15 protein-coding genes are annotated in these 17,230 nt (G+C 65.9%); 3 read left to right on the forward strand and 12 right to left on the reverse strand.

What is annotated here, in order from left to right; all coding sequences use genetic code 11:
• Window positions 1-6 precede the first annotated feature (6 nt).
• From phnE to phnC, 3 genes are all read right to left on the reverse strand, one after another.
• Window positions 7-891 carry a phosphonate ABC transporter, permease protein PhnE gene (phnE, locus tag CVM73_RS27745; protein WP_100234980.1) on the reverse strand — a complete coding sequence of 295 codons (885 nt, stop codon included), beginning with the start codon at window positions 889-891 and terminating at the stop codon, window positions 7-9.
• A 73-nt stretch (window positions 892-964) separates the two neighbouring features.
• Window positions 965-1,900, reverse strand: a complete 936-nt coding sequence (phnD, locus tag CVM73_RS27750; RefSeq protein ID WP_100234981.1) for a phosphonate ABC transporter substrate-binding protein — start codon at window positions 1,898-1,900, stop codon at window positions 965-967.
• A gap of 62 nt (window positions 1,901-1,962) precedes the next feature.
• Window positions 1,963-2,763: a phosphonate ABC transporter ATP-binding protein gene (gene phnC / locus CVM73_RS27755; protein ID WP_100234982.1), complete on the reverse strand. Its 801-nt coding sequence runs from the start codon at window positions 2,761-2,763 to the stop codon at window positions 1,963-1,965.
• 173 nt (window positions 2,764-2,936) lie between these two features.
• Between phnC and CVM73_RS27760 the strand changes: the two genes are divergently transcribed.
• The 3 genes from CVM73_RS27760 to CVM73_RS27770 are packed head-to-tail and all read left to right on the forward strand — an operon-like array spanning window position 2,937 to window position 5,542.
• Complete coding sequence (locus CVM73_RS27760) at window positions 2,937-3,608, forward strand: transferase hexapeptide repeat family protein (protein WP_167407099.1); 672 nt, start codon at window positions 2,937-2,939, stop codon at window positions 3,606-3,608.
• On the forward strand, window positions 3,605-4,798 hold the full coding sequence (locus tag CVM73_RS27765; protein WP_100234984.1) for an alpha-D-ribose 1-methylphosphonate 5-triphosphate diphosphatase: 1,194 nt from the start codon (window positions 3,605-3,607) through the stop codon (window positions 4,796-4,798). The genes CVM73_RS27760 and CVM73_RS27765 overlap by 4 nt, the downstream gene beginning before the upstream one ends.
• An 18-nt stretch (window positions 4,799-4,816) precedes the next feature.
• Window positions 4,817-5,542 carry a DUF1045 domain-containing protein gene (locus tag CVM73_RS27770; protein WP_100234985.1) on the forward strand — a complete coding sequence of 242 codons (726 nt, stop codon included), beginning with the start codon at window positions 4,817-4,819 and terminating at the stop codon, window positions 5,540-5,542.
• Here CVM73_RS27770 and CVM73_RS27775 read toward each other — a convergent pair.
• The 9 genes from CVM73_RS27775 to CVM73_RS27815 form a co-directional block, all read right to left on the reverse strand.
• On the reverse strand, window positions 5,520-6,113 hold the full coding sequence (locus CVM73_RS27775; RefSeq protein WP_100234986.1) for a hypothetical protein: 594 nt from the start codon (window positions 6,111-6,113) through the stop codon (window positions 5,520-5,522). The two genes, CVM73_RS27770 and CVM73_RS27775, sit on opposite strands and share 23 nt — an antisense overlap.
• An 83-nt stretch (window positions 6,114-6,196) precedes the next feature.
• The gene (locus CVM73_RS27780; protein ID WP_100234987.1) at window positions 6,197-7,597 is read right to left on the reverse strand and encodes a selenium-binding protein SBP56-related protein; all 1,401 of its coding nucleotides are present in this window, start codon (window positions 7,595-7,597) and stop codon (window positions 6,197-6,199) included.
• 409 nt (window positions 7,598-8,006) lie between these two features.
• Window positions 8,007-8,945 carry a dihydrodipicolinate synthase family protein gene (locus tag CVM73_RS27785; RefSeq protein ID WP_100235039.1) on the reverse strand — a complete coding sequence of 313 codons (939 nt, stop codon included), beginning with the start codon at window positions 8,943-8,945 and terminating at the stop codon, window positions 8,007-8,009.
• A gap of 287 nt (window positions 8,946-9,232) precedes the next feature.
• The gene (locus tag CVM73_RS27790) at window positions 9,233-11,314 is read right to left on the reverse strand and encodes a methyl-accepting chemotaxis protein (RefSeq protein WP_100234988.1); all 2,082 of its coding nucleotides are present in this window, start codon (window positions 11,312-11,314) and stop codon (window positions 9,233-9,235) included.
• A gap of 116 nt (window positions 11,315-11,430) precedes the next feature.
• Entirely contained in the window at window positions 11,431-12,201 is a 771-nt protein-coding gene (locus CVM73_RS27795) for an enoyl-CoA hydratase (RefSeq protein ID WP_100234989.1), read from the reverse strand.
• A complete protein-coding gene (locus tag CVM73_RS27800; protein ID WP_100234990.1) occupies window positions 12,198-12,647 on the reverse strand; it encodes a MarR family winged helix-turn-helix transcriptional regulator in 450 nt (149 codons plus the stop codon). Before CVM73_RS27800 ends, CVM73_RS27795 begins: the two co-directional genes overlap by 4 nt.
• A gap of 48 nt (window positions 12,648-12,695) precedes the next feature.
• On the reverse strand, window positions 12,696-14,357 hold the full coding sequence (locus CVM73_RS27805; RefSeq protein ID WP_167407101.1) for a tannase/feruloyl esterase family alpha/beta hydrolase: 1,662 nt from the start codon (window positions 14,355-14,357) through the stop codon (window positions 12,696-12,698).
• Window positions 14,358-14,438: 81 nt separating this feature from the next.
• The gene (gene serA, locus CVM73_RS27810; protein WP_100234992.1) at window positions 14,439-15,683 is read right to left on the reverse strand and encodes a phosphoglycerate dehydrogenase; all 1,245 of its coding nucleotides are present in this window, start codon (window positions 15,681-15,683) and stop codon (window positions 14,439-14,441) included.
• A 290-nt stretch (window positions 15,684-15,973) separates the two neighbouring features.
• Window positions 15,974-17,209 carry a rhodanese-like domain-containing protein gene (locus tag CVM73_RS27815; RefSeq protein ID WP_100234993.1) on the reverse strand — a complete coding sequence of 412 codons (1,236 nt, stop codon included), beginning with the start codon at window positions 17,207-17,209 and terminating at the stop codon, window positions 15,974-15,976.
• Between the last annotated feature and the right edge of the window lie 21 nt (window positions 17,210-17,230).

Raw genomic sequence — 17,230 nt, forward strand, 5'->3', positions numbered from 1 at the left:
GCTTCGTCACGCCCGCGCCTCCTTGCCGAACAGGCGGCCGCGCAGCCAGCCGGTGGTGATGTCGATGATGAAGACGGTGACGATGATGGTGAGCAGGATGGCGCTGACGTCGGAGTAGTAGAACTTGCGGATAGCGACGACGAGCTCCTGGCCAATGCCGCCGGCGCCGACAAAGCCCATCACGGAGGCCTCACGGACGTTGATCTCGAAGCGCAGCAGCGCGTAGCTGGCATAGCCCGCAGTGACCTGCGGCACCACGGCAAATCGCATGCAGGACAACCAGCTCGCGCCGGTCGAACGGATGCCTTCGACCGGCTTCATGTCAGCGTTCTCGACAATCTCCGAGAACAGTTTTCCCAGCGCACCGGTGGAGTGGATTGCAATCGCCAGCACGCCAGCCATTGGCCCTAGGCCGAAGGCGATGACGAAGACCAGTGCGAAGACGATGCCGGGGACGGTGCGGGCGAACTCGAGCAGACGCCGCACGATGAAGCGCAGCCAGGGGGCGGGCGAGGTGTTTTCGGCCGCGAAGAAATTCAGGCAGAATGCGAAAGTCGCGCCGATCAGCGTGCCGACATAGGAGATCAGCAGCGTCTCGCCCAGCATCTTCAGCCATTTGCGCCAGCCCCAGAGCCACTCGCCGACATCGGTCCAGACCCGCTGGCCGCTGTCGAGCGTGAGGATGCGATCGAAATAGCTGATGAAGTTGCCGAAATAGGTGAACAGCGTGCGCAGATTCACTTCGGCGCCGATCGCGGCGAGAACCAGCGCGGCGGCAAAGATGACGGCTCCCAACAGGAGACGAAGCCGCCTGCGCGCGACCGCCTGGCGATAGGCGGCATTGAGCACGGCGAGCTGCTGCTCGGGGAGGATCGAAACCGCTGTCGTCATCGGTCGAAACAGGTCCGGTCAAAGAAAGAGCCGGGTCCTTAAGGACCCGGCTCCAGTGCATCGTCCTAAGAACTCAGGACGCCTTCTTTTTACGCAGCGCATCGACGAACTTGATCAGCTCGATCGTGCCATCCCAGTCCTTGGTGGTGGCGGGATGAAAACCCTTCTTCTGGCCGTCGGAGAGACGGTCGAACGCGGCCTTGTCCTTGGCCGGCGCGTCGAAGAAAGCCTTGGCGATGGCGGCCTTGGCGTCTTCCGGCAGGTCGGAGTTGTAGGCATAGGGACCGTTGATGATCGGCGCCGACTTGTGGATGATGCGGAAATCATCCTTCTTCATCGCCGAGCCGTCGGCGTTCTTCAGCATGCCCTTGGTCAGCATCTGCGCCAGCGTGGAATCGTCGTCGCTGGTCCACTGGTTGGCGGCGACGTCGACCGTGCCCTGCGAAAGCGCCAGCATGGCGTTCTCGTGGCTGCCGGTGAAGACGACCTTGCTGAAATAGCCTTCGGCATCGTGGATGCCCATCTTGTCGAGCTCGAAGCGCGGCACGTTGTTGCCGGAGGTCGAGTTGGGATCGACCAGGCCGAGGTTCTTGCCCTTGAGGTCGTCGACCTTCTTGTAGGCGCTGCTCGCCTTGACGAAGAACACGGAGTAGTAGCCGGTCGAGCCGTCGGCGTTGATGTCGTTGGCGAAGGCGTCGGTCTTGACGCCGGTCAGGCGGGCGCGGGCGAACGAGGCCGAGCCGTAGCTCGCGATCTGGATGTTGCCGGCGCGCTGGCCTTCGATGACAGCGGCGTAGTCGTTGGCGATGCGCAGCGTGACCTTCACGCCCAGCTCCTTGGAGAGATAGCTCACGAACGGCGCCCAGCGCTCGGTGACGCCGGAGGCGTTCTCGGCCGGGACGACCGCAAAGGTCAGCTCGGGATATTTGGCCTTCCAATTTTCCGCGGAGGCGGAGGCCGTGAGCGCGAGCGCGGCGGCGCCGGCAAGAATGAATCTGCGAGTGATCATGGTACCCTCTTCATCGGTTGGGGGTCGGTTGACGCAAAGACTTGCAACAAAACAGGCGCGGCTCAGGCGGCGGCCGCCGCCGGGACGCCGGCGGGCGCCGGGACAGGCATGCCGCCCATGACGTCGGCGGCTTCGAGATCGTAGAGCTCGCGCGCGACGTGATCGGTCAGCGCGGACGGCGCGCCGTCGAACACCACGCGGCCCGCGGCCATGCCGATCAGGCGGTCGCAATAGGTCCGCGCCAGATCGAGCGAATGCAGGTTGCAGAGCACGGTGATGCCGAAATGCTTGTTGATGCGCAGCAGCGCATCCATCACGATCTTGGTGTTGCGCGGATCGAGCGAGGCGATCGGCTCGTCGGCGAGGATGATGTCGGGCTGCTGCACCAGCGCACGCGCGATCGCCACGCGCTGCTGCTGACCGCCGGAGAGCTGGTCGGCGCGCTGGGCGGCGAGCGAAGCGATGTCGAACTGCTCGAGCGCCGACATCGCCAGCGCCTTGTCCTGCTCGGGCCAGGCCTGCGACAGCGAACGCCAGGCGGGCATCGTCGCGAGCCGTCCCATCAGGACATTGGTGAGCACGTCGAGTCGGCCGACCAGGTTGAACTGCTGGAAGATCATTGCCGAGCGCGCGCGCCACTGCCGCAGCTCCTTGCCGCGCAGCAAGGTGACGTCGACGCCATCGAACAGGATGCGGCCGCCGGTCGGCGTCACAAGGCGGTTGATGGTCCGCAACAATGTCGACTTGCCGGCGCCGGATCGCCCGATCACACCGACGAAGCCGCCGGGGGAAACTTGAAACGAAGCGTCGTCCACCGCGGCTTTTGCGCCGAAGCGACACGTCAGACCATCCACCACCAGCATGCAGGGCTCCAGAGTAGCTGGAGCCAACCGCTAACGCCCGCGCTTAACACTTGTGTGACACGCGCGTTGCGGTGCGGCGATCCTACACACCTCATCCCCTGTCATCTCGGCGTCATGACATCGTCATCAAGCCGCTCGAAGAGAGACCCCCGCCCTCGCAATTCGGATGCAACATGGCCGCCAAAGCTCTTTCGGTTGAGCCGACCATCGATCCCTCGGCCAAACTGCATGAGACCAGGCTCGGCGCCTATACCGAGGTCGGCGCGCGCACGATCCTGCATGAAGTGGCGATGGGCGATTACTCCTATGTCGTGAACGATTCGCAGATCACCTACACCACCATCGGAAAGTTCTGCTCGATCGCGGCGATGACGCGCATCAATCCCGGCAACCATCCGATGCACCGCGCGACACAAGCGCACTTCACCTACCGCTCCAGCGCCTATTTCGAAGGCGAGAGCGACGACGCCGAATTCTTCGACTGGCGGCGACAGCATCATGTTCATATCGGCCACGACGTCTGGATCGGCCATGGCGCGATCGTATTGCCGGGCCGTAACATCGGCACCGGTGCGGTGATCGCCGCCGGCGCCATCGTCACCAAGGACGTGCCGGCCTACACCATCGTCGCCGGCAATCCGGCCCGGATCGTGCGGCGGCGGTTCTCGGAGGAGGTCGCGGGGCGCCTCGCGAAGCTCGCCTGGTGGGATTGGGATCACGACAAATTGCGCGAGGCGCTGCCCGATTTCCGCAAGCTCGGGATTGAAGATTTTCTTTCGACATACGAAGCACGGGCGAGCTCTCTCACCAGTTCTCCTGCCAACAGACGAAGCGCGGTCGCGTGACAGACATATTCCTTGAAGGCGGCCGGGCCCTGATCGGCGCCGAACTGGTCGAAGCCTCCCTTCTCGTGTCCGGAACGGATATTGCAGAGGTCGATGCTTCGCGCGGCCGTGCGCGGCTGGCGATCGATGCCCGCGACCTGCTGGTGCTGCCCGGCATCGTCGATCTGCACGGCGATGCCTTCGAGCGGCAGATGATGCCGCGCGCCGGTGTCGATTTTCCGATCGACGTCGCGCTCGCCGACAGCGACCGCCAGGCGATCAGCAACGGCATCACAACCGTCTTCCACGCCACGACCTGCTCGTGGGAGCCGGGCCTGCGCAGCGCCGACAATGCGCGCGCGCTGATGGAAGCGATCGAGCGGCAGCGTCCGCAGTTCGCCGCCGACGCCCGCTTCCATCTGCGGCACGAGATCTACAATCTCGACGCCGAGGCCGAGATCAGCCAGTGGCTCGCCGAGGGCCGCGTCGACCTGTTCGCCTTCAACGACCACATGGACGGCACCGTCGCCGACATGGCCAAGCCCCGCAAGCGCAACCGCATGGTGGAGCGCACGGGGCTGTCAGCTGAGGATTTCGACCGGCTGGTCGGACACATCGTGTCGCGCGCTGCGGATGTGCCGGCTTCTGTGTCGCGGCTCGCGGCGGCGGCCCGCGCCGCCGAGGTGCGGATGCTTTCACATGACGATGCGACGCCAGCGGTGCGTCAGGCGTTTCGCGATCTCGGCGCGATGATCGCCGAATTCCCGATCAACGAGGAGACTGCGCGGGCGGCGGCAAGCCATGGCGATGCCATCGTCTACGGCGCGCCGAATGTTGTGCGCGGCGGCAGCCACACCGGCTGGACCAGGGCATCCGACATGATCGCCAAGGGGCTCTGCTCGGTGCTGGCGTCGGACTATTACTATCCCGCACAGCTGCTCGCCGCGTTCCGCCTCGCCGCCGATGGCGTGGTGCCGCTGGCACAGGCCTGGGATCTGGTCTCCGCCGGCCCCGCGCGCGCGACGGGCCTCACCGATCGCGGCGAGATCGCGGAAGGACGCCGCGCCGACATCCTGCTCGTCGACGACAGCGTGCGATTGCGGCCGCGGATCATTGCTGTGATATCGGGCGGCAAGCTCGTGCATCTCACCGATGCGGCACGGCTGCTCACTGCTGTGGCGGCGCCGCGCGAGGCTGTCGCGGCGGCATAAATTGGTTATGCTGAGGCGATGACAGGTTTTCCCCGCTACGCGATCTATTTTGCCGCAGGCAGCAACAGCGCCCTCTCCCGCTTCGGCGCCGCGCTGCTCGGCTACGACGCTTACACCGGCGACGAGGTGCCGTTCCCGCGCGAGGCGCTGCAAATTGCTGCCGATTGGCGCGACGTCAGCGCCGATCCCCGCAAATACGGCTTTCACGCCACGCTGAAGGCGCCCATGGCGTTAGCATCAGGCAACACCGAAACGGAGCTGGTCGCAGCCTGCGCGGCTTTCGCCGGTAAGACACGACCGATTCCGGTCATCCGTCCGGTCGTCGATGTCATCAGCGGCTTCATTGCGGTCATTCCAGCCGAGCCGGTCGGCGCACTTCAAGAGCTCGCTGCCGATTGCGTCCGCGATTTCGATTGCTTTCGCGCCGAGCTGACCGCTGAGGATCGGGCACGGCGCAGGCCGGAGAAGCTGAGCGAGCGACAACGAGAGTACCTCGACCGCTGGGGCTATCCTTACGTGATGGAGGAATTCCGTTTTCACATGACGCTGACGGGACGGCTGGACGCGGAGCGGCGCGGGCCGATCCTTCAGATGTTGCGGGCGCGGTTTGCGGCGCTTCGTCTCGATACGCTGGCGATCGACCGCCTCGCCCTGTTCAAGCAGGATGATGCCAAGGTGCGCTTCCGCATTGTCGGCGAGTGGGCTTTGGCACGGGCGGATCTCAGCGCCAGCTCACCAGATTGAAGGCGAGCGCCACGGCGCCGACCAGAACCAGGCTGGTCGCCCAGACTACATCCAGATTGAACCAGCTGCGCGAGACGAACTTCAATCCCAGATAGCGGTAGACGAGCCAGGCCAGACATCCGCCGGCACCGACCATGGCGGCAACGTGCACCAGGGACACCAGCACCGCCATTCCGACACTTGCCTTCATCAACTCGCCCGCCGCCTGATGCCCGGCATCGAGCTCGAAGGCCTGACAGAGCCCGAGATAGATCGGCACGAGCATCAAGGCGGCGCCGTGAGCAATGGCGACGGCAAACGACCAGAGCACCAATTGCGTCGGCGGAATGCGTGCCAGCGCACGGGGATGGCGCCGAACGATCAACCGATAGACGCCGAAGCCGATGACGAGAAGGCTCGCGACCAGCTGGATCGGACGCTGCCACTCCGCCAGCACGAGCAGGAACGCGAATGGTAGCAGCACGAGCAGCGTTGCGAGGAGATGCCCGGCCGCCAGAGCCCACAAGGCGCGGAAGAGCGCGCGCGGGCTCTTGTCCATGAGCCCGGCCGAAACCGCGAGCGGCCATCCCATGCCCGGATTGACCCCGTGGTAGAGACCGCTCGCAACAAGCGCGAGCCACAGCCAGCCGAGTGCCGGGCTCGCGTGCCCCCAATCTAGACCGACGGGTAGCAAAAGGAATCCGTCGAACAATCGCCGCCCTCGAGCCTGATCTGGTGCGCACGATATCCGTCGGGGAAGCTCACGAAATAGTCCTTGTCGAGCTCGAGACCGCCGTTGCCACCGACATTGGCCATGACCTCCACGCCCGGAACCCCATCGGGATAGAACTGGTCGTCCCAGGTGGAATAGAGCGAATTGGTCCAGTACACGCGCCTGCCGTCGCGGCTGATCTCGACCATCTGCGGACCGGCCGCGAAGGCCTTGCCGTTCGGATGCGGCGTGCGGCGCGCGATGCCGCCGATGTGGACCGAGCCCGCATGCTTCGGCTTGCGCGGATCACTGACGTCGTACTGGCGCATTTCGCCCGTGCCCCAGCACGAGACATAGAGATACCGGTCATCCATCGACAGGTCGATGTCGGTCACCAGCGGCGGCACGGCGCCAAATCCCTGCAGCAGCGGCGGGAGCTTCTCCTTGGGCGCGGGCTCGGGCGGGATCGTCGCCGTCTTCTCGGCATGGAATTTTCCGCCGTCGCGCCACCACGTCCAGATCGACGCTTCGAGGTTGGTGGTGTCGACCACGACGCCGACGAAGCCGTACTCGCGAACCGGATCGTGCGCGGGCCGCACCTCCAGCGCCATCTGATGATTGGCGCCGAGGTCGATGGTCTGGACGTTGCGCCGAGCGCGCAGATCCCAGAAGTGGAGGCGATGGCCATATTTATTCGCAAGCAGATCCTCCGGGACGATCCCGTTCTCGAACTGCGGCGGCAACGCCCATTCACTGGTCACCATGTAGTCGCGCGGCAGATTCCACCAGAAATCATAATGCAGGGTCTGCGGACCGCGATCGATCTCCCATCGTCCAAGCACCTCGAACGTCTCGCAATCCATGATGAAGACACCTGGAGGACCGTTGGTGCCGTCCTTGCCGCCGCCGCCGAGCGTGCTCACATAGATGCCGTCCGGCCCGCAATGGATGGTATGCGGCCGCGAATAGCCGGTTTTCTTGAAGACTTCTTCTGGTTCGATGATCTTGTGGATCTTGGCTTGGGTCGGATCGGGCTTGGTGTCGATGATGTAGATCCGCGACGAGCGCAGCCCGGGGATGATGAGATAGCGCCGCTCGATGAAGGCATGTCCCGCGAGCGGCGACAAGGCGGAGGAGCAGGCATTCCAGCCGAAGTGATGAAACTCGTCGCCCTTGTTGGGCATCGTCACGGTGTGGACGATCTGGCTGTAGGTCGGCGATCCCGGCTTGACGTCGATGACCGCGAGAGCATCCGGCTTGGAGAAATCCGGACTGAGCAGCAAGGTGTAGGCAAAGTTCTCCGCAGGCGCTTCCATCGCAAGCTTGGGCGATGCGTGAAAGGTGGGATCCGGCCTCATCGTCATGGCACTGCCTCCCTGTTCTGTCGGTTCGCGCCAACCTGGCTCGGGATAACGGCAAAAGATGAGCTGTTACGCGATGTCTTGGGATTCTCCGCAGGGCCGGTTGGCCCGCGTACAATATGCCATCGCCGCGCTGCGCGAAACTGGCGGAATCGCGTTAATTCGACGCCTACGGCCGAATGCAAACCGGGGATCGGCGGAACACTCGTGCATCCCATTCAGGATCGTCCCTGCCTAGTGCGCAATTGCGCACGGGGCGCAGGGACCCATAACCACAGGGAGGGGTTGTGGTGCAAGACTAGTAACTCCGAGTCTTCGCCAAACTTCTCCCTGTAGCTATGGGTCCCGGATCGGCGCGCGCTTGTCCGGGACGACAGCGGAGATGCCTAGCCGCAGCGGAGCGAGTGGCGCGTTACTTCCCCCACCGCAGCGCCAGCGCGTCGCGCTCCTTGGCGAGCTCGAGCAACCCTGCCCGCGTTGCCGGATGCAACGGCTGGAGCGGATGACGCACCGCGTCCGATTTAATCACACCGCCGGCCTGCATCATGACCTTGCAGGCGATCAGGCCGCATTGGCGGTTCTCGTAGTTGATCAGCGGCAGCCAGCGTTCGTAAGCGGCCTTCGCCTCCTCCCGCTTGCCGGCGAAATAGGGATCGATGATCTGGCGGATGCCGTCGGGATAGCCGCCGCCGGTCATCGCGCCGGTGGCGCCGGCGTCGAGATCGGCGAGTAGCGTGATCGCCTCCTCGCCGTCCCAGGGACCCTCGATGTCCTTGCCGCCGGCCTCGATCAGGCTGCGGAGCTTTGCAGCCGCGCCGGGCACCTCGATCTTGAAATAGCGGATGTTGGAGAAGTCGCGCGACAGCCGCGCCAGCAGCTCGACCGAGAGCGGCGTGCCCGCCACCGGCGCGTCCTGGATCATGACGGGAATATTGATCGCGCCGGAGAGCACCTTGAAGAATTCGACGATGCCCTTCTCCGGGACCCGGAAGGTGGCGCCGTGATAGGGCGGCATCACCATCACCATGGCGGCGCCGGCCGCCTCGGCCTGCTTGCTGCGCGCCGCGCACACGGCCGAGCTGAAATGCGTGGTGGTGACGATCACGGGAACCCGGCCGGCCACATGTTCCAGCACCGCATGCATCACGGTCTCGCGCTCAGCGTCGGTGAGCACGAACTGCTCGGAGAAATTGGCGAGGATGCAGATGCCGTGCGAGCCGGCATCGATCATGAAATCGATACAGCGGCGCTGGCCCTCGAGGTCGAGCTCGCCGCGCTCATCGAAGATGGTGGGCGCGACCGGGAACACGCCGCGATAGGGGCGCTGGGCCTTGTGTGGGGTGACCGGCATCGAACTCTCCATCCCTGATGTGTCTTACGTCTGCTGCCGCGCTTGCGAGCGAGGCGTGACACATGTACCCGTCGCGCGGACCGGCGGCAATGCCCGCGCGACGTTGGATGGAGAACTGAGAGGAAGTCCGCTCGCGGCCATCCTTCGAGACGCCCGCCTACGGCGAGCCCTCAGGATGAGGTCTCGGTCCGTGGCCAAATATCAGACCCTCATGGTGAGGAGCCCGCCAAAGCGGGCGTCTCGAACCATGCAGGCCGAGCACACTCGGTCACCTTTCAACTGCCACATTACGCGGTCTTCACCGCTCCCAAAAAGCCCTCGACCGCGACGCGGAGACGATCGGCGTCGGCGGACATCTTCTTGACGGAGTCCGACAGCACCGTGCCGGCGTTACCGGTCTCCTGGTTCAGCCGCGCGACGCTGCCGATGGTGTCGGTGACCTCGCGGGTGCCTTGCGCGGCCTGCTGGAAGTTGCGCGAGATCTCGGTGGTGGCCGCGCGCTGCTGCTCGACCGCGGCGGCAATCGCCGTCATCTTCTCGTCGATGCCGCTGATGGCGCCGCCGATGGAGCGGATCGCGGCCACCGCCTGGCCGGTGGCGCCCTGGATTTCCTCGACCTGGCGCGAGATCTCTTCCGTGGCCGTCGCGGTCTGCGCCGCGAGGCTCTTGACCTCGCCGGCGACGACGGCAAAGCCGCGGCCGGCCTCGCCGGCGCGCGCCGCCTCGATGGTGGCGTTCAGCGCCAGAAGGTTGGTCTGGGCGGCAATCGCGTTGATCATCTTCACGACTTCGCCAATCCGGCTTGCGGTCTGATCGAGGATCTCGACCGTCGCGTTGGTCTGCTCGGCCTGTGCCACGGCCTCGCGGGCCTCGCGCGCGCTCGACTGCACCTGCGCGGAGATCTCGCCGACGGAGGCGGAGAGTTCTTCCGTCGCGGCCGCGATGGTCTCGAGATTGTTGGTGGCCTGCTCGGCCGCGGAGGAGACCGCCGCAGTCTGGCTGCCCGATTCCGAGACCAGCGAGCGCACGCCGGCCGCCGTGGCGTCGAGCTCCCGCGTCGAGGCCACGACGCTGTGAATCACCGCCTGCACGGTGTCGTCGAAGCTGCGGCAGGCCGCATCGACGGTGCCGGAGCGAGCGAGCTGAAGCGCCTGCTGCGCTTCACGTTCCTGGCCGAGGCGTTCGGCGGTCGCCGCGCTTTCGCGCAGGCTTTCGAGCGCCGCAGCCATGGTGCCGAACTCGTCGGGATGACGTGATTGCGGCACCGGCGTCGCATAGTCGCGCCCGCTGATGCGCGCGATGGCATCGAGGATGGCGCGCACCGGCCGCATGAGGCGAGTGCGCACCACGAACACGCCGGCCAGGGTCACGGCCAGCGCGAGCAGGAACGCGAACGACTGCACGATGAGATTGGTCAGGGCTTTCGCCTGCACCGCCTCGGCGCGCGCGATCGACAGGTCGAGCGCCTTGTTGGCGACCGCGACGATGGACGCAAAGGGCGACTGGCACAACGCGTTCCATTCCGAGGCGGGCATCGCGGGACGACCGCTGCCGTCGAAGGACTTGGTCAGCTCACCGATCCGCTTGAGGACGCCGTCGGTCTTGGCGCGCGCCTCCTTGGCCGTGTTGACGAGGTCCGCCGTCACGTCAGGCGCGGCCAGCAGCTCCTCCATGCCGGTCCAGCCGGCGGTGACGATGCCGTTCCAGCCGGCCACGGTCTGCTTCTGGGTTTCGTCGAGCGGCTTGCTGGCGTTGACGTTCGGCCGCAACGTCGAGCACTGGATGCCGTAACGGTCGCGCACCTGCCAGGCGAGGCGGCGGGCCTGGATCATGCGGGCGATGAAGGGATCGTTCGTCCAGGCGCTGTTCGACACCGCGGTGGAGGCCAGGTTGGCGGTCTCGATCACCTTGGTGACGGAATCGTACCAGATGCTGGTACGCTCCAGCTTGCGCTCGGCGCGCGGCAGCTTCGCCTCGTCGTAGAACAGCTGAAATTTCGGCGCAGCCTCGCTCCAGCGCTGCTTCAGCGTGCTGGCGAGCTCGTCGCGGCGGGCGAATTCGACGGTCGCGAGCGCCGCGATGATGGCGTCGAAGCCGGCCTGCTCGGCCTTCTCGGCGGCGCCGAGCTTGGCGCGAGGATCGTCCTCGCCGAGCAGCGCGCTCTGGGCATCGCCGCGATTGTTGCGTAACGCCAGCACGCCATGGAAAATCGCCTTGTCGGCATTCGCGAGCCGTTCGGTCTCCAGACTGTCGCTGTAGCGGCCGAATGCTCCGAACATCTGGATCGCCGTGCTGGTCAGCGCGCCGGCGGCCAGCAGTGTCATCAGAACCAGGAGGAGCGTGCTTACCGATTTCTTAAAAACTGACATGGACCAAAAGACCTACTCGTCACGAGCGGTCATCTTGCATGGTGACATGCCAAAGTTTCGTTAAGGTTTATATCGAATGATAAGCGCCTCGGAGTCGCCCGCCCTCTTGGACCGTCTCACGCCACCTTCGTGAAGTCCGGCGGACGGCGCTCGGCAAATGCCGTGAACGCCTCGCGCGCCTCGGCGGTGCGCAGGCGCTGCGCGAACTGCTCGCCTTCGGCCTGCATCTGCGCGACCAGCGCTTCGCCGTTGCGCATCAGCCGCTTGGTCGCGATGAGGGCACCGGCCGGCTGGCGGGCGAGACGCTGCGCGAGGGCAAGCGCCTCGGCTTCGAGCTTGTCGAGCGGCACCACGCGGTTGGCGAGGCCCCATTCCAGCGCCGACTTTGCCGGCACGGTCTCGCCGAGCGCGAACATCTCATAGGCGCGCGCATAGCCGATGCGCGCCGGCATCAGCAGGCTGGAGGCGGCCTCCGGCACCAGCGCGAGGCTGACGAAGGGCGTCGACAATTGCGCGTCGTCGGCGAGCACGACGAGATCGCAATGCAGCAGCATCGTGGTGCCGACGCCGACGGCACGGCCCTGCACGGCTGCGACCAGCGGCCGGGTGCAGCGCGCCAGCGACTGGATGAAGCGCACGACGTTGCGGCTGCCTTCGGACTTGCCGGCTGCGACTGCGGCGAACTCGCCGACGTCATTGCCGGCGGTGAACATGTCGCCCTCGCCGCGGATCAGGATCACGCGGGCCGACGGATCGAACTCGGCGGATTCGATTGCGTCCGCGAGCTTGCCGTACATCGCATCGGTCAGCGCGTTCTTCTTGTCGGGGCGGGCCAGCGTGAGGGTGAGGATGCCGCCATTGTTCTCGATCCGGACATGCTCGGTCATTCGTCTGCTCCTCTTGGAAATTTGTCCTGAATGCTCGTCAGCCAGCGCGCGACGATGTCGATTTCCGCAGCCGAAAATCCTTCCGTCAGCGCCGCGTTGACCTCGGCCGCGCTGGCCTTCGCCTGCGCCAGCGCGGTGCGACCCTTCGGCGTCAGCCAGATACGCCAGGCGCGGCCATCCTCGCGGTCGGCTCGCCGCTCGATCAGTTTTGCCGCCGCCGTGCGGTCGACGAGCCCGGAAATGCCGGCCGGGCCAAGATCGAGCGCCGCGCCCGCCTCGCCCATCAGCACGCCGTCCTGTCGGCCGAGGATGAACAATAGCCCGGCCTGCGCCGGCGTCACCTCGCTCTCGGGCCGCGCCGCCATCCATCGCTGCAACCGGCGGTGCGCGACGCTCAACAGGTAGATCAGCCGATGATGCCGCGCGCCAGCTTCTTTATTTCGCATGCGAAATATCTAGTCGAACGCGAGGCGGTTGTCAAACGAGCCGTTTCGCTACGGCGCGCAGGTAAAGCTCGAAGCCGCGGTCACTGGGCCGCTCTTGTAGTGCGGCCAAGCCGGCCAGCGGCACAACGGCAGCGCGCGCGTCACCGCAAACGACGGCGCCTCGAGCTTCTGCTCGGCAACCTCGAGATCGCCGGGCGCCTTGCCCTGCTCGACCCAGTCGAGCAGCACGCTCAGCATGTCGACATTGGCCGGCGCGCCGGAGCCGACATGGTCGACGCCGGGCGCGGTGTAGAGCCGCGCGAACTCGGCGGTCTCGGCCTTGCCCATCTTGCGCTCGACGCTCTCGAAATAGCGGATGCCGGCATAGGGGCTCTGCGCATAGTCGGCCATGTGCTCGAGCATGATCAGCCGGCCGCCCCGCGCGCGGAAACGGCTGAGATCGGGATCCGTCGAATCCATCAGGCTGGACACCTCGAGCAGCCGCGCCTTGTGCTCTTCAGGCTTGTAGGTGGTGACGTCGAGCTTGGGATCGCGCGCGAACACATATTGAATGCCGCCAGCGCCATAGATCCAGGCGATGCCGTTGTTCGGCGCAGGTGGCTGCGCCGGCGGCGCGGTGCCGAGCCACCAGGCGACCCAGCCGCCGGTCGGCCCGATCGCCGGCGTATCCTCGCCCGACACGCCCCAGCCCGGATAGTCATCGAGACCATTGGCGAGCGAGAACGGGAATTTGTAGGTCGCGTGCAGCGTGTTGATCGCCTTGATCTGCTCATCAGTGAGACACTGATCGCCGCTCTTGCCCGCCGCGCAGCGCAGCGTCTCGACCTTGAATGCCGCCTTGCAGGTGACGGGATCCTGCACCAGCGCGTCGTCGGAGCCGTCGGCCTTGTCGCAAGCCACGCGCACTGCGTCGGCGACGAGCTTCACCTGCGCCGGATTGATCCAGCCCTCACCCATGGTGACGAGGCCCGAGCGCGTGCCGGCATGCTGCAAGCCGACCCAATTGATGACCGGCACGCGGGCGAAGATGCCGTCGAAATCGTCGGGGTAGCGCTGCGCCATGGTGAGGCCTTCGCGGCCGCCTTCGGACGAGCCCATGAAGTACATCTTCTCCGGCTTCTTGCCGTAGGCGCGCTGCATCAGCGCAGCGGTCGCGTCGCGCACCTTCTTGTAGGCGCGATGGGCGAAATTCTCGAAGGCCTCGTCGTTCAGCGCGAAAAGCTGCGGCGGCTCGCCCGGCTTGGATTCGTGGCCGGAGTCCGTGCCGTAGGTGACGAAGCCGCGCGCGAGCGGCGACGGCTTGTCGAAGGGATAGGCCGGCGGCAGCGCAAGTCCCGTGATCAGCACGCCGTTGAAGCCGCCGCCGCCATATTGCAGCGAGCGACCGTTCCATTCGACGGGAAGATTGACCTGGAATTTGATCGGCGGCGCCTTGGAATCGGTGGGGTCGATATGAGCGAGCACCTTGCAGAAGCGCGGATTGGCCGGCGTGATGCGCCCCGACGGGGTGGGTCCACGTTCGGCAACGGCGAGTTGCGAGGATGTCTGCAGCGTCGCGGAATCGATCTTTACGGTGTCAGTGCCGCCAACGAGCCCCTTGCAGACCGTGTCCGCATCCTCCGCCAATGTCATGGCGAACGCGGCGTCCGCGCTCAGCGCAGCCGCCGTCCCCACGAGCCATGCGCACAGCTTCGCCCTCGTCAGCGTCATCGTTTCCACCCAGCTTTTTTGTTTGTTCGATCTGTAGGAGACCGCATTGAACGCGACCTCCTGCCGGCCGTCAACAAGCCTCTAGTGCTCGAACACCAGCCGCGCGCCGACGGTGCCGTCGAGGGCGCGGATCTGCTGGAGCAGTTCGCCGGAGTCCTGCCCACCGAGATCGGCGTCGAGCACGACATAACCGAGGTCGCCGGCGGTCTCCAGATATTGCGCGGCGATATTGATGTCGCGCTCCAGGAAGACCTCGTTCAGCCGCCGCAGCATGCCCGGCACGTTGCGATGGACATGGCTGAAGCGCGCGCCGGAGGGGCGAAGATGCAATTGCACTTCGGGGAAATTCACCGCGCCCATGGTCGAGCCCGTGATGAAATAGTCGACCAGCTTGCGTGCGACCTCGCCGCCGATACGCTCCTGCGCCTCTTCGGTCGAGCCGCCGATATGCGGGGTGAGGATGACGTTCTCGAGGCCCTGCACCGGGCTGTTGAAGCGATCCGCGTTCGAAGACGGCTCGACCGGAAACACATCGACGGCCGCACCGGCGAGGTGACCGTCGCGCAGGGCGCGCGCGAGCGCATCGAGATCGACCACGGTGCCGCGGCTGTTGTTGATCAGGAAGGAGCCAGGCTTCATCGCCCGCAGCTCTTTCTCGCCGATCATGCCTGATGTCTCCGGCGTCTCCGGCACGTGCAGGCTGACGACGTCGCTCTGCGCCAGCAGCTCTTCCAGCTTCTCGACCGGCTCGGTGTTGCCGTGGCGGAGCTTGTCGGTGCGGTCGAAATAGATCACGCGCATGCCCATGGCTTCGGCCAGGGTCGAAAGCTGCGAGCCGATATTGCCGTAGCCGACGATGCCGAGGGTGCGGCCGCGCACCTCGCGGCTGCCGGTCGCCGACTTGTCCCAGCCGCCCGCATGAGCCGACACGGAGCGCGGAAAGATCCGCCGCAGCAGCATCACGATCTCGCCGATCACGAGCTCGGCGACGCTGCGCGTGTTGGAGAACGGCGCGTTGAAGACGGGAATGCCGCGCTTGCGCGCCGCCGCAAGATCGACCTGGTTGGTGCCGACGCTGAAGCAGCCGACCGCGAGCAGCTGGTCGGCGGCGGCGAGCACCTCATCGGTGATCTGGGTGCGCGAGCGGATGCCGAGCAGCGACACGCCCTTGAGCGCGCGCCGCAGGTCCTCGCCGTCCAGCGCCTTGGTCAGCCGCTCGACATTGGTGAAACCCGCGCTCCTGAACAGGTCCACGGCACTGTCATTGACGCCTTCGAGCAGCAGCGCTTTGGCGCTTCGCTCAGGGCTTTGGCCTGGGGCTGACATGGAATCTCCGTAAGTAGCAGCTTTGCCGCAGCTCATAGACCGCCGACGGTGCGCGGCACAATAGGGCTTGGATACGGGGAGGAGACGGCGGGGTAGATAAGCTTGGCACCCTGCTAGTTCCGTCATCCTGAGGTGCGAGTGGCGCGATGCGCAGCTTCGCGCCGGGAGCCTCGAAGGATGAACGGCCTCGATGCAGCCGGGCCGTCGCCCTTCGAGGGCCGCTAAGGAGCGGCCACCTCAGGGTGACGGTGATGGAGTAGTGCTCGGTCCAGCGCGCGTTTAGCCCGGTCTCAAATCACATAGAACCCGTGCGTACCGTCGCGGCGGAGCTGGTCGACCAAGCCATATTCCCAGTCGAGATAGGCCTGCATCGCGGCTTCCCCGACGTCGGTTCCCTCATAGGGCCGGCGGTAACGGTGTGCCGGATCCGGCTTCGGCAAGGCGTGCGGCGGGCCGACCTCGAGCGCACCGTCATAGCCGCCTTCGAGCACATGGACCTCCCAGCCCATCTGCGCCAGCCAGGACGCCGTCATGTCGGCGCGGACGCATCTGTCGTCGGTGAGGAGGATGCGCGCGCCGCGCACGGGCGCGGCCATGTCGGTTTCCTGGACGAGCTGGCCGCCGGGATAGTGGCGGAAGCCGGGGAGATGGCCGGCCGCATAGTCCTCGGCATCGCGCACGTCGAAGCGATAGAGCGTGCGATGGGTCTGCGCGGCAAGCGCAGCCATCTCGTTCGCACCGATATGGCGGACACCGGCGCGATAAGCGACATCGCGGGCATTGGCCGGGCCGCCCTCGAACGGGCCGATTGCGCCGCGCCTGTCGGCGCCGTGGTCGAGCCCATGGCGCGCCAGCGTCCAGCCGATGGTGCCGTTGCGCAGCGCGCGGACCCTGTTGGGCACCCCGGCATTGATCAGCGACTGGGTGCCGATGATCGAGCGGGTGCGGCCGGCGCAGTTGACGATGATCGTCGTCTCGGGATCGGGCGCGGCGCGCCCGGCCCGCAGCACCAGCTCCGCGCCTGGCACGCTGACCGAGCCCGGGATGTTCATGGTCGCATATTCGTCGAAACGGCGGACGTCGAGGATGGCGATGTTGGCCTTGTCGGCGATGAGCTTTGCGACCTCGTCGGCGCTGAGCGAGGGCGTGTGGCGGCGCGACTCCACGAGTTCGCCAAACGCTTTCGCGTAGGAATTGACGTCCTCGAACACCTCAAAGCCCGCCGCGCGCCAGGCCGTCAGCCCGCCGTCGAGTGCGCTGATATTGGTGTAGCCGAGCGCAGCCAGACGCTCGGCTCCGGTCGCGACGACGGGCTTCTCCCCGTCATCATAGAGGACGATCGGCACGTCCTTGCGCGGCAGCCTGACCTCGGCCTCGACCGCGATCCGGTCCACGGCCATGTTGGCGGCGAACAGCGGATGGCCGGTCGCGAAGGCCGCCTCGTATCTGAGATCAAGCAGCGCGATCTCCTCGCGCAACAGCAGCGCACGGCGGATATCGGCGGGGGCAACGGTCGGAAGCTTCATGGCATGGACCCTGGGAAGGAC

The sequence above is a fragment of the Bradyrhizobium forestalis genome (assembly GCF_002795245.1).
Lineage (GTDB): Bacteria > Pseudomonadota > Alphaproteobacteria > Rhizobiales > Xanthobacteraceae > Bradyrhizobium > Bradyrhizobium forestalis.